The organism is Pantoea sp. ACRSB (assembly GCF_022346905.1).
Taxonomy (GTDB): domain Bacteria; phylum Pseudomonadota; class Gammaproteobacteria; order Enterobacterales; family Enterobacteriaceae; genus Pantoea; species Pantoea piersonii.
Map to the genome: position 1 here is coordinate 46,038 of NZ_JAKRNL010000012.1, position 12,957 is coordinate 58,994.

Here is a 12,957-nt window from a genome sequence, read left to right on the forward strand (position 1 = left end):
GATGAGCAGCGCGATGCTGGAAGCGTAACGGTATGTTATTTCGAGTATTTTCGGAGATAATGAGCATCTTTTTTAATTGAAAGGAAACTAAACAGCGTATAGATAGAATGATGAACCAAAGGAAGGTTAGCGTCTAAAGGAAAACAAAAAAGAAACCTGCTTTTTACGCACGATAGCTTATATTGTTATCTGCGAAAGTCTCGGGATACTAAGATAAGATCAAAGTTTTTATCCAGTCTTGGGCTTTCTGCCCTTCCTGGCGGCAGGCTTTCACCATAATGCTATATCATGTTCATTTCAGACTGATAGTAACCTGCGGCAGTCATTTTTAATGTTGTGGCGGAAGTACCTCTTTGAGACCTTTACGGCATTATAAAGGCTGACTTAGGGTGACACTATCTTCAGTGATTACAGTGCTTACGAAGTAGAGTAGCGTTCTCTCATTTATCAGTGATCAGGCTTGTCCGCCTGCCAGCTTATCCAGCAGAATCACTTCAGAAAGGTCAATTAAGAATTTCAACTCTTCAAACAGCATTGATGATACGGGCTGCGCGAATATGCTGTTCAATTTGCGCTTATGACTGTCACTCTTCTGTCCAGACAAAACGGCGTAAGTTTTCTGTGTCACGGTTGAGTTGATAACTGACACAACCATCCTCTTTAAAGTGGTTTCAATAACGCTACGTAACAGCGATTCCACCTGACTTTCTTTGCTCGATTTGGCAATAAAAATAGAAAAGACAGGTACAGTAATATTTTACTCCTTACTGATCAGTAAGTTGGAATGAACCTTTAAGCTGATTAATTGTGCTTAATTTCATTAGCAGAGTCTATTATGATGCTTTTTAACAATGATTTTCTCAGAAGGGTTTACATCAATAAATGAAGACATACCTGTGTTGGCTGATTGTTTAGCAACAGGATAATCGACTGCTATGGTTAACGTGACTGGCGAAGTATCCTGAAAAAATTCAGCAGAAGGTAATTTGATGATGACAAGTCCTCGATCCTGCTAATTGCTTTGTTTGCTTGCTCTCTGTTAAATCTGTTGCTGCTACGTTTTGGAAAAACCAGTTCAATCATGAAAAGTCTCCGCAGGGTCTTTCGCATGCCCTCCTAAAACTTTTCAGGCTATGAAGTCTCCTATGGAATGATTTATCCACTGGGTAGATCCTAACAATTCGATCCTTATATGATCCTAATAAGATCCTAAAGAGATCCCCGATCGCTGTAGCCCTTGCCAGCTCTGGCCTAAAAGGGTGATCCCATAAGCTGTAGCAAGTAAAATATAAGCTGCAGTCAGTAAATCATAAGCTATGAAGCGTAGATTATAAGCTGTAACTGGTAAACAAGATAAGCTATAGTGAGTTAAATCACGGTTTTCTCTGCTTAACTGTGGATAATTTTTATCTTTAATTTCATGTTGCTATTCGCTGTCCTGTTTGTTCTGTCTGGATCATACATATTCGATCCACAGCTCAGCGGATCTGAAAGTGCCCTGCGCCACTGCTCGCTTGCTGGGTGCTTTACTCTCTTTACTAGCTAAATTAACGGTTTATAGCGTTAACGATTAGGATCCGGAGCCTGTTTTGGATAACGAAAGCATAGATCTTGATACTCTTTTCCAGGAGATGGACAAATCCACTGGCGAGCTCGTCACCCTAACGCCCAACGCCAATAATACGGTGCAGCCGGTTGCGCTTATGCGGCTCGGTGTTTTTGTTCCGACCCTTAAGTCGTTAAAAAATAGCAAAAAAAATACAATGTCCGTTACGGACGCGACTGAAGAACTCTCCCGGCTTTCGCTGGCCAAGGCAGAAGGCTTCGATAAAGTCGAGATCGTCGGCCCGCGGCTGGACATGGATAATGATTTCAAAACCTGGGTGGGGATTATCCACTCATTCGCCAAGCATAAGGTGATTGGCGATAAGGTACAGCTTCCCTTTGTCGAGTTCGCCAAGCTCTGTGGCATACCGTCTAATCGCTCCTCTAAGAAGCTCAGAGAGCGTATAAGCCCTTCTCTGAAGCGAATTGCGGGAACGGTCATCTCATTCACAGCAAACACCAAAGAGCACTCTAAAGAGTACGTTACGCACCTTGTGCAGTCAGCGTACTACGATACTGCAAAAGATATCGTTATCCTGCAGGCAGATCCCCGGTTGTTTGAGCTTTATCAGTTTGATCGTAAAGTACTTTTGCAGCTTAAAGCTATTAACGTCCTCAAGCGGCGCGAGTCGGCGCAGGCTATCTATACCTTTATCGAAAGCCTGCCAAAAAATCCGGCGCCTATCTCACTTGCGCGCCTGCGCGCCAGGCTTAACCTTAAATCCCCCGTATTCTCTCAAAACCAGACCGTACGGCGCGCTATGGAGCAACTGAAGGAGATTGGCTACCTAGACTATACGGAAGTGCAGAGAGGCCGTGCGGTCTTCTTTAACGTGCACTATCGACGCCCTAAGCTCAAAGCGCCCAGGAACGAGAGCGAAGAAACCATTCCGACCGCAGTGCCTGCACCAGCCAGCCCCGATCCCGAACTGACGAAAAAGCTCGAGGTGCTCGAAAAGCTGGGGATTACGATGGAAGACCTGGAAAAGCTTTTCAAAAACAAGTGATTGCCTTTCCAGTATTGCGCGGATAGGCGTTCAAAAGCATGCATTCCCCGTCAGTTTACTCACTACAGCTTATATAGCCTCTGGTGAGTAAATCTCGCTATGGATACCGCACTACTGACAAGAGCCTAAAGCTGCAGTCTCTTGTTATATACGAGAAACGTAAAATTACCTTTTAAATCATCAATATGTTCTGGCGCCATCCGAAACGTCGTCTGGAACGCACATCACAAATATAAGCTGTAGTGAGTAACTTACTCACTACAGCTTATATACTTTTTTTGTATGCTTTATCACACAGCACCCAGCCAGCCAGCTTTCCTTGTCAGGGAAACCGGGCCATTGCTCGTCCAATGCAGCCTGCCCTCTCTTCCGACATACCAAGCATTCAGGATCTGAACCCTGTCTACAACAGCGACCAGTAACGTCGCACAGACTAACTTATTCAGGTTACTCACTACAGCTTATACAAACTCCAAAAAGAGCCAAATACTTACTACAGCTTATGTCATAAGCTGTAGTGAGTAATATAAACTATAGCGAGTAATTTACTCATTACAGCTTATATCTCTGCCCTGCCCTAATGTTTAAAGAGGAATATTTCAAACCCGGGATTATGTGTAAGATATTGAGGTTTTGCAGATGCTTACTGCATGCTGTCTTGAAAATGCCGGTTTTCAGGCGTGCAATAAAACAACTGTTCAACAGATAAGGTGGCAGCAGCGCAAAAGGTAATTTACTGATTACAGCTGATATGAGGTGACGTCGTATTGCGCGCCTGTATGCCCGGCTCAACAACATGGCACCAGAACCGGCAGAGCCAGCAGAAGCAGCAAGATGCAATAACCATTTTACTGATAAGCCTATTTCAGGGGCAAAACTTAATCTGCTGTCATTAAGACTTAATAAGGCAAGGTTATTTACATGGGCCGAACTGGCTTTACTAATAAACAAAGCATTATCAGATCCGAAAAGACATAACGTCACATACTGGTATGGATACTGTGGTTATCCCTTAAGCGTGATAAAAGGGCTTTCAAAACTGAAAGCGGCGGGAATTTCAGTTTGAAATATTTAGCCTGTTTTTTTATAAAACAGCTGCTTAGAGTATTTTTTTCGCGGGTACTCAGTAGCGATACGCTGCTAGTAATGCTAAAGGTGAGGCCCTGACAGAGTACCGCTCAGGGCCTTCTTGTTATCAGGCTTTACTTTCAGCCTGCATTTTTTCCAGAATCGTTTTTACCGCGGCATCAAGCTCAGCCTGATAGTGCGCGGGAATACGTGAAAACTCATAAGTGACCAGACGTTTTTCCGCATCCGTCTTCTTACGGGCGAACTGTTTTTTGTCAGCGAACACCGCCATCTTTTCCGTCACGACTTTCTTGTCAGCTTTTGCACTTTTCGCACTGCTGTTTACCGAACGAATGAAACCAATGATTCTGGATTTCGATGTAGGGTCATGCGGATCCAGCGTGGTGTCCCCTTCTATGCGCTCGCGCACCGTCTCTACCAGCTCATCCAGACTGCCCTTTCTTGCTTCCACTTTCTCAGCAATATCAAGCAGCGTCTGATAATCATTAATAGAGAGATCGCTCACCGAGGGAAACAGGCCAATCAGTTCGTCAGGCACCGAAGCGGCCTGAAAAGCCCGGCTGATTTTTGCAGCCGACAGCCCTTCTGCTCTGGCGATCTCTGACTGATTCATGCTCTCGGGATACATCACCATAAGTCGCTTGCCCAGCTCACGCAGCGTATGCTCTTTCGCGGTCTGGATATCGATAGCAAGCTGGCGCGCGTCAGACAGCGAAAGGTCATCTTTAGTGACAAGCACTTCGAAAGGTGTGCCGTTATAGAGGCAGGCGGCGCGACGGCGCGAGCCGTCAAGCACTTCGATACGGCCGTCCACTTCGCGGCCGATGGCGGGAAAGAACTGCTGGAGCTTGATGGTTCGGGAAATATCGCTGACCGACTCCGGCGTAAGAAAAGCCTGGTCGCGGCCGTTTACAGCGGCATCGACATAGGTCTGCGCTTCGATATCATCGTGCAAGATTTTCGTCAGGGCGAAACGTGCTTCGGCGCCAGACTTTAGGATAAAAACGCGCGTGCTTTCCGTTTCGCTCAGCATGCGCGAAAAGCTAGAATTACCCAGCGTGCGGCCCATTTTTTTCATTTCTTTCATGACTGCGAACTCCTGACAAATTCAATCCGTTTAAACACGGCCTGGGTAAAACGTTCTGCCTCGCGTTTAGCATTTTTAAGCGCCTCTGTGCTGCCGGGGTAAGACTGGGGATCGGCGCTGACGATAGTGTCAAACGTCTCTCCGCAGCGCTCGAAGCCATCCAGCCGCGGCAAAGCAGCGTCAAGAATGTAAGAGGTGAACACGTCACGCGCTAAGCCATGCGTCATCTCGTGGTCGCGCTTGGAGGTCATTTTCGACATAAACCCGATATTGCCTTTAATGCGGGGATTAATGCCCTCATCTTCCAGCTGCTCCAGCATTTCCGGAAGACGGGTCAGATATTTGAGCGTGGAATGAAAATCCACCTGCGCAGGCGGCGTCGGCGTAAGCAGCAGATCGCTGGCGGCGATGGCGTTGAGCATAAAGGCATCGAGATGCGGACCGGTATCGATAAAGATAAAGTCATAGTCATCGCCGACGCGATCGATGATGTTACGACGTAACACTTCGGAAGGCAGTACGCCCGGCAGGTGTTCGCGAACCAGATCGTTCCATTGACTGGCGACGAAGCCATCATCAATCGAGGCCGGAATGATGTCCACGCCAGGAATAATCGTTGGCTGAATAATCTCTTTGTGAAGCTGTTCGGCGTCCAGATCGTTAAGCATCGCCTGCGCGGCGGTTTCCATAATTGAGCCGATGCTGTTTGCATGGTTCAGAAACATCGTGCTGGATGCTTGGGGATCGAGATCGATAACCAGATTGCGCAGATCGTACTGCAGCAGGTCCGGATGAACGCGCAGGCCGTGGGCCAGAGTAACGGTGCTGACTGTTTTGGAGACGCCACCCTTGAGGTTCACCACAAAGATGACGAACGGCCCTTCCCCTTTATGGATATCGCGATACTTAGGTACTTTACGATGCGCATAAATATCGACGACATCCTGTACCGTGAGCGCGTAGTGCTTTGTATTGCCGGCATCCTTTTTGCCAAACACGTGACCTTTGGATTCCATTTCGTCAATTGCCTGCTCGACGGCCCGGCGGCTGAGCTTGGGCAAGTTAGCAACCGAATTGCGGGTGAAGGTCTGGTAATACTGATCGAGGCCAAATTCGTGACGCTTATCGATAATATCGTCACTCATACTACGCAACATAGCGTTTGCCCTGCGCGCCGTTTCGTCTACTCCACCGTAATTGCTCTTCATCACTCCGCTCCGTTGGCAATATTTCGGGACAGTGTACAGAGTGTCCTGCTATGTGCAAGATTTTTGCGTTTTCAGTGAAAAATTGTACAGAGCATAATATTTTGTTCATTCACCTTGCCAAATGACAATCTGGCTGTTTTTTGGGCGGAAAAGCAGTGCGGAAAGATAATGAGGAAGGTTGAAAAGTTGCCAGATTACCCATGCTCTTTTCAAATATAAGTTGCTGAAATATATTCTTTTTTATTAATTATTTCACATTGAAATTCCCATGGCGTTAAGTGATCTGCGGTCACGGCGACTCTCGAAATAAAAAAACGCCAGTGTAAAGCGCACAGGTGCGGAACAGTGGATTATGCATTGCGATATATGCGGCGTGTAAATGGATAACCGCGCAGTACAAAGGTTTGAAGACGAAGAGAAGAGACCAGCGCTGGCATATCAAGGATAACCGCAGCGAATCATCAGGAGATAATACGGGCGGCTCTGAGCTGAGAGAATAAGCTAAAAAACATCTCGTCATTCGCGCATGACTGTGTAAAGCCAGTCCGGCGCAGTTTGCTGCCATCACCGAACATATCGTCGTCCCAGCCGAAAACGAATTCTGCGAACTGTGCATCGCTAAGTCGCAGAATATCTGCTTCCTGCAGCTTATATCGTTCAGCTATAGCACGCCAGGTGACGCGATAATCTGCGAACAGCTGCTGAAAAGAAAGCTTGACCGGCGACGCGCACTCCAGCTCAAACCAGTTCGCAATCCGTGGCCAGTGTTCGCTCCAGCGCCAGATATCACCATTATTAACGTTATAAGCCTGATTGCTGGCGTCTGGCGCCGTTGCCGCCCATAGCATCGCTCCCCCAAGCAGGCCCGCATCAGTATGATCGACAATGCTGTGTCAATTTTGAGGCGAACCGGGAAAACGAAGCGGTAATCCTTCTGTCTTACACAACGAAGCATAAAGAGCGATGCTTAGCGTAGGTTCATCGCATTGCCTGGTGTCGTGCTGCCTACTACGCCAGGGCGCAGCGCCTGCCTGCGCCAGTTTTTATGCTGCTGGAAGTCGCTCAACCAGCTGAGCTGAGCGGCGTTAAATTCTGCGCCCGGCACGCCAGGATCGCTCTTGCGCGCCGGCGTTTTAAACGGGCCGAAGTGAGCGCCGTAAACTTTATAGCCCTGCATCAGGCTGACATTCTCCAGTGAAGCGACGAGTTCCACATTGCTCATCAGATTGCGTAATATAGTGACGTTTGGTTCAACCATCGCACTCCAGTTCGCTGCATTCAGCCAGGCGTTATAGAAGATATGCGTCACCGACAAAGCGGTTGCAGCGCTTGGGCGCTTTACAGTGCGCTGAGCAGGTCGACATTTACTGTCATAACGTTATATGCATGCGCTTCAGCACGGCGTGATAGCCCGATAATCTGCCATTTTTTAACCAGCAGGGCGTTAACCATCTGGCTGCGCCGACAATGCCGCTGGCGCCTGCAACCAGCGCGACTTTAGGCGTATCTTTCTGCGTCATCTCTGTTCTCCTGAGTAAGAAAGAAACAAAGTGTGCTATATGTGATTTTCTGCACATGTCCTCTGAACAAGATGACACTTATAAGAAAAACGCTTAAATGAAGAATAAGCTCAGTACGATTGCAACCTTTCTAGGGGTAGCACAAGCGGAATCGTTCTCCGAAGCAGCGCGTCAGTCTGGCATAACGCAATCTGCTTTCAGCCAGAAAATTGCCGCGCTCGAATAGGAACTTGTCACGATTTTGCTGCACCGCACTGCGGGTTAAGGTGCATACCGAGCAGGGCGAATACTACCGCCGTCAAATAGTGCCGCTCCTGGAAGCGATGTAGGAAATCGAAAATCAGCTGCGACTCAGACAACAGCAGTTGCGGGGTATATTACATATACAGCTGCCAAACGGGCTGGGACAGCTTTTTCTGCCGCACCTGCTGACGCTGCAAAAAGATAATCCGGATCTAAACCTGACGCTGGCACTTGATGAACGCCTGTCAGAGCTGGTAAGTGAAGGCGTAGATGTAGCGCTGCGGCTCAGCAGCGAGTAGCCGGATACGCTTACAGCGCGCATGCTGGCATGCATTGAAACGCTATTATTTGCAGCGCCCGATTTAGCGCCGGTTGAATCGCTGGCGGAAGTGGCTAGGCTGCCTCACATTCGCTTCAGGGACATCTCGCAGGCATCGCCGCTTCCTTTGGTAGCAGATAATGAAACGGTTGAGCTGATGGTCAATACCATTTTTCACGCAAGCAACAGCGAAGGGCTGCTTCAGGCACTGTAGACCGGTATCAGCGTTGTGGGTATACAGCTGCTGCTGGCTGCGAAGGCGTTGCAGTCCGGCGAACTGGTTAGAGTACTACCGATCTAGCGTCTGCCAGATCGTTTTTTATATGCGGTCTTTCCTGATGCCCTTTTATTCCCTGGTGAATCAGGCACATCGTGCAGCTGGGTGAATCTTTGCTGAGGGATCTGCCTAGGATGACATTTTGTTCTTAAACGAAAAATGAGAGGATATGAATTAAGACATTTACTCAGACGCTTGCTTAAACCTGCTCCGATAGAATGAAAATGAATGGTGTTTCGGCAAGCGCAGCTGGCTGGCGTCGGTCGTATAAAAACTACCGCGTAACGTCTCTGGGATTTATAAAGAATACGTACCCGCTAACAGGAAGGAAAAAGGGCGCTTTTTTTCTTTGATCCTGCGTTTGAAGGCGTACATTGTTTGCCACAATAGCGCTAAAGAACAGAACGATACGCGTATTACTGATGATGTTGAGGTAAAAATGAAATTTCCTGGTATTCCGGAAAATGAAGAAGAGCGACTGAAGTCGCTTTATATGATTGATCTGCTCGATACCAGGGATGATGAGCGCTTTGAAAGACTGACGCGAATTGGCCAGAGACTGTTCCAGGTGCCCATAGCGGTGATTAATCTTCTTGACCGCGATCGCCAGTGGACGCTTGCCTGTCAAGGCCTTAGCGGTCGCGAAATGAAACGGGATATCTCTTTTTGCGCCCATGCGATCCTGCAGGAAGACCCGCTGATTATCAGCGATGCCCGACTGGATGAACGCTTTCACGACAACCCGCTGGTAACAGGCGAGCCCTTTATCCGTTTCTATGCCGGTTACCCGGTGCGCCTGCCTGACGGCGCGGTAGTGGGGACGTTATGTCTGGTCAACAGCGAACCGCGCGAATTTACTGACGAAGATGTTGCCTCGCTAAAAGATCTCGCGTTCATTGTAGAAGATGAATTTCAGGTCATTAACATGGCGATGACCGACAGCCTCACCGACATTCCTAACCGGCGCGGATTTTACCACAGCGGCGAGAAGCGCTTCAGGGAGTATCAGCATAACGGCAACGCTTTCAGCATTCTCTATTTCGATCTGGATAAATTCAAACCTATCAATGATATGTGGGGCCATGCCGAGGGTGATGAAGTGCTGAAAGTCTTTTCGGCGCACCTGCGTCAGCTAATGGGCTCAAAAGATGTTATCGGACGGCTTGGCGGTGACGAGTTTGCCGTCCTGCTTGCCAGCGGTAAAGAGCCTTTAATCTTTCAGAACCGGCTGCGCGAAAACCTGAATGCTTGGAATCAGCAATCAGGCAAGCCCTATAATATCAACTACTCTTATGGCGTAATTAACAGTAGTCCCAGTAAATACAGCTCGCTTATGGAAATGATTAAAGAGAGCGATAGCGTCATGTATTCCGAAAAGCGCCGGAAGAAACTAGTCTAGTAGAGATAAAATTTAGCTACTCTCCTGCCAAAGAAGTTGCAAACGTTTTTATAAGTAATAACAGGATGACCCGCAAAATATTTTACATGATACTGGACCGTACTGTTCACAAGATCAACGGCGAGTCCTGTTTAGCTCAGGGAGAAACGGCCTCCAACCGTACAGCCTTTCGCCATCAGAACGCGGTACAGTTCATAAATAAGATCGCGGTTTGGCCCTTCGCCCTCTTCGGCTTTTTCCAGCGCCAGCCTGGAGGAGGTTACCAGCACAACATGGTAAGAGGCATCAAGCTGAAGGACGCCGTCAATTAACCCCTGCATGAGGCAGCGTTTTGAGGTAGTGTCGTAATAATGGAATGTCAGTCCTGTTTTCCCGCTGTCCCGCTCGATCAGCACACGCGCCAGCCCTTCGCGCTTCTGCCCGTTGCAGCTGCCTGTCGAATAGATATGCACTGTTTCATGTTTACTTTGCGCGCTAATGCTGTTTGTCTTTTCACATGCTTACAAGTCTGTACCGGTTAGTCAATGCAAAGGAATATTAAAGAGAAATAGCCGGCTGCGCTGCGTGCCAGTATGTGTGCTGTCGGGACTCAGATTAAATCTGAGGCAGTAGAGGAACTTTGTAAGAAAACACGGGTAAGAACATGTGTGCTGCCGGGCAAAACAGGCAGATACCCCGCCAGCACACACTGTGGGGGGCCTGCCCCAGGCAGGAAAACTGACCCGGAACAATCTAACTACGCCAAGAACCCGTTAATTCCCGCCAGCGCACATCGTCGATTACGGCTGCAGGTCTTAATCCCGCCAGCACACATTTAAAGATTCAGTGGCTTGAGCTTAGGATTGCGCTTATGGATGATCAGATAATTTTCACGCTACTTGCGAACCAGAGAAAACTCCAGATAGCCAATTTTCTGAAGCTGCTCAAGGGCCTTTTTGATCGTGCTATTCTGCTCGCTGACCGAGCTTGACAGGGAAATGCGTTCGTGCAGGCGGGTAAGAATGCGGTTAAGAATAACCACCTTACCACAGCACCTCACTTTTGACAGAGAGCGCTCACGGTTAGTCAGTCAGAAGAGGCGCGGCGCTGACGTCAGCTTGCCTGAATATATCTGTTCAGTTCCACCCCCTGCCCTTCGCGAAAGTCAAAAGCGTACGTACAGCCTTTCGCTGCCAGAACGCGGTACAGTTCATAAATAAGATCGCGGTTTGGCCCTTCGCCTACTTCGGCCTTTTCCAGCGCTAGCCTGGAGGAGGTTACCAGCACAACATGGTAAGAGGCATCAAGCTGCAGGACGCCGTCAATTAACCCCTGCATGAGGCAGCGTTTTGAGGTGGTGTCGTAATAATGGAACGTCAGTCCTGTTTTTCCGCTGTCCCGCTCGATCAGCACACGCGCCAGCCCTTCGCGCTTCTGCCCGTTGCAGCTGCCTGCCGAATAGATATGCACTGTTTCCATGTTTACTCTGCGCGCTATTGCCGTTTGCCTTTTCACATGCTTACAAGTCTGCACCCGGTAGTCAATGTAAAGAGATACCAAAGAGAAATAGCCGGCTGTGCTGCGTGCCAGTATATGTGCTGTCGGGATAGCTCGCCAGCTTACCATCGGGCATGTGCGCTGGCGGAGGTTCTGCTATAGCAAAGAAGGTCCGGATGTGTGCTGTCGGGATTCAGATTAAATCGGAAGCAATTCGGGGAGCTTTGTAAGAAAATACCGGTAATAACATGTGTGCTGCCGGGCAAAAGAGCCAGTTGCCCTGCCAGCACACACGATGAGGGGCCTGCCCCGGTCAGGAATACCGATCCGGAACAATCTGGCTACAAGAGGAAACCGTTAATTCCCGCCAGCGCACATCGTCGATGACGGCTGCAGGTCTTAATCCCGCCAGCACACATTTAAAGATTTAGGGGCTTGAGCTTGGGATTGCGCTTATGAATGATCAGATAATTTTCGCGCTCCTTGCGAACCAAAGAAAACTCCAGATAGCCAATTTTCTGAAGCTGCTCAAGGGCCTTTTTAATCGTGCGATTCTGCTCGCTGACCGAGCTGGAAAGCGAAAGGCGTTCGCGCAGGCGCGGAAAGCCCACGGGAACAGGATTCGCCGGCAGGCTTTCAATAAAGGTATAAATAGCCTGAGCCGCTTCTTTCTTGGGGAGCGCCTTGATGGCGTGCTGCTGCAACAGGACGCGATAGTCAAGCTGAAACAGCTCCCAGAGCTTTTCATCAGCTTCAAGCTGAACAATATCCTTGTCTGCGTCAAAATAGCCCGTCTTAAGAAGGCCGGTCTGATAACTTCCCCGAACGTCGGCGCCGCGCTTGAATGAAATGGACTTGTTACGAAGTTTCCCCAGCGATTCATGGATAGAGCTGCGCAGGCGCGCGTCGATGCGCTTGGCAGAAAAGCCACATCCCTTGGCGAATTCCGTGAATCTGAGTTCAATTTTATTGGAATTCAGACCGTACTTACTGAACGCGTAGATGACGCCTATCCACACCTTGAAGTCACAGTCCATGTTAAGCCGCGGACCCGCAATATTGATATTGTCATATCCTTCCGCCCGGGCGATCTCCAGCTGAGAAAAAAGCTCAGATGCATCAACAACATTGTTGTCGCCCTGGGATTTGGTGGGCTTAGGAACAAATACCCCGAGTCGCATGAGCGCAACCGGCTGAACGGTGTTGTTTGAATTGACTGTGAGCTGTTTTTCTTTGCTGATCATGTCGCTGTAAAGCGCATCAGATATAAATGACTTGTCTGTCATAGGGTTATCTCACTTTTCCGGAGAGAATTACCAGCTGTAGATGGAAAGGATCCTTATCCCGTCAGCACACACTTTATATCCCAACAGCACACATTACCAGCATGCCAGCACACATCAAATTCCCGCCAGCACACATTAACTTCCCGCCAGCACACATACGCATCGCCGTTGAATCCAGACGCAGAGCGGCCTGAGCGGATCGGGGATCTATTTGGTACTATAAGGATCTTACTGGACATATTATTGGATCGGACCTGTGGACTTGTGGATAACAGTCGGCAACGGATACAGAAATTGCCGTCGGGTCCGGCTAACGCGCCTGCGGCTTGTTCAACTGCGCAGTGAGCCACAAAGAATTTGCGTCTCACTGTGCAGTTATCTGAAAAACCATACGCTCGTGTTGAACTGATCCTACTGGAGATCCTGATGGCCTTTCAGAAC

9 protein-coding genes and 2 pseudogenes are annotated in these 12,957 nt (G+C 48.7%); 4 read left to right on the top strand and 7 right to left on the bottom strand.

What is annotated here, in order from left to right:
- Window positions 1-454 precede the first annotated feature (454 nt).
- Window positions 455-700: a hypothetical protein gene (locus tag MHZ89_RS21405; RefSeq protein WP_033755687.1), complete on the bottom strand. Its 246-nt coding sequence runs from the start codon at window positions 698-700 to the stop codon at window positions 455-457.
- A 931-nt stretch (window positions 701-1,631) separates the two neighbouring features.
- Here MHZ89_RS21405 and MHZ89_RS21410 point away from each other — a divergent pair.
- Together MHZ89_RS21410 and MHZ89_RS21415 are read left to right on the top strand one after the other, a co-directional pair.
- Window positions 1,632-2,612, top strand: coding sequence for a RepB family plasmid replication initiator protein (locus tag MHZ89_RS21410; RefSeq protein WP_033755755.1), 981 nt, complete (start codon window positions 1,632-1,634; stop codon window positions 2,610-2,612).
- Window positions 2,613-3,408: 796 nt separating this feature from the next.
- On the top strand, window positions 3,409-3,678 hold the full coding sequence (locus MHZ89_RS21415) for a hypothetical protein (protein ID WP_127908357.1): 270 nt from the start codon (window positions 3,409-3,411) through the stop codon (window positions 3,676-3,678).
- A gap of 129 nt (window positions 3,679-3,807) precedes the next feature.
- Here MHZ89_RS21415 and MHZ89_RS21420 read toward each other — a convergent pair whose 3' ends face one another.
- The 3 genes and pseudogenes from MHZ89_RS21420 to MHZ89_RS21430 form a co-directional block, all read right to left on the bottom strand.
- On the bottom strand, window positions 3,808-4,788 hold the full coding sequence (locus MHZ89_RS21420; RefSeq protein ID WP_033755686.1) for a ParB/RepB/Spo0J family partition protein: 981 nt from the start codon (window positions 4,786-4,788) through the stop codon (window positions 3,808-3,810).
- A complete protein-coding gene (locus MHZ89_RS21425; protein ID WP_033755685.1) occupies window positions 4,785-5,996 on the bottom strand; it encodes an AAA family ATPase in 1,212 nt (403 codons plus the stop codon). Before MHZ89_RS21425 ends, MHZ89_RS21420 begins: the two co-directional genes overlap by 4 nt.
- A gap of 461 nt (window positions 5,997-6,457) precedes the next feature.
- A pseudogene (locus MHZ89_RS21430) lies at window positions 6,458-7,516 on the bottom strand (SDR family oxidoreductase).
- Between the two features lie 97 nt (window positions 7,517-7,613).
- On the opposite strand from MHZ89_RS21430, the pseudogene MHZ89_RS21435 reads away from it, so the two are divergent.
- Together MHZ89_RS21435 and MHZ89_RS21440 are read left to right on the top strand one after the other, a co-directional pair.
- A pseudogene (locus MHZ89_RS21435) lies at window positions 7,614-8,507 on the top strand (LysR family transcriptional regulator).
- Window positions 8,508-8,794: 287 nt separating this feature from the next.
- Complete coding sequence (locus tag MHZ89_RS21440; protein ID WP_033755754.1) at window positions 8,795-9,754, top strand: diguanylate cyclase; 960 nt, start codon at window positions 8,795-8,797, stop codon at window positions 9,752-9,754.
- Between the two features lie 131 nt (window positions 9,755-9,885).
- Here the strand turns inward: MHZ89_RS21440 and MHZ89_RS21445 are convergent, their stop codons facing one another.
- The 3 genes from MHZ89_RS21445 to MHZ89_RS21455 all read right to left on the bottom strand — a co-directional run bounded on the left by MHZ89_RS21445 (window position 9,886) and on the right by MHZ89_RS21455 (window position 12,516).
- Window positions 9,886-10,206 (bottom strand): hypothetical protein, encoded by a 321-nt coding sequence (locus MHZ89_RS21445; protein ID WP_081876086.1) that lies wholly within the window; start codon window positions 10,204-10,206, stop codon window positions 9,886-9,888.
- Between the two features lie 640 nt (window positions 10,207-10,846).
- A complete protein-coding gene (locus MHZ89_RS21450) occupies window positions 10,847-11,212 on the bottom strand; it encodes a hypothetical protein (protein ID WP_311784545.1) in 366 nt (121 codons plus the stop codon).
- A 437-nt stretch (window positions 11,213-11,649) separates the two neighbouring features.
- On the bottom strand, window positions 11,650-12,516 hold the full coding sequence (locus tag MHZ89_RS21455; protein WP_311784546.1) for a RepB family plasmid replication initiator protein: 867 nt from the start codon (window positions 12,514-12,516) through the stop codon (window positions 11,650-11,652).
- Window positions 12,517-12,957 lie beyond the last annotated feature (441 nt).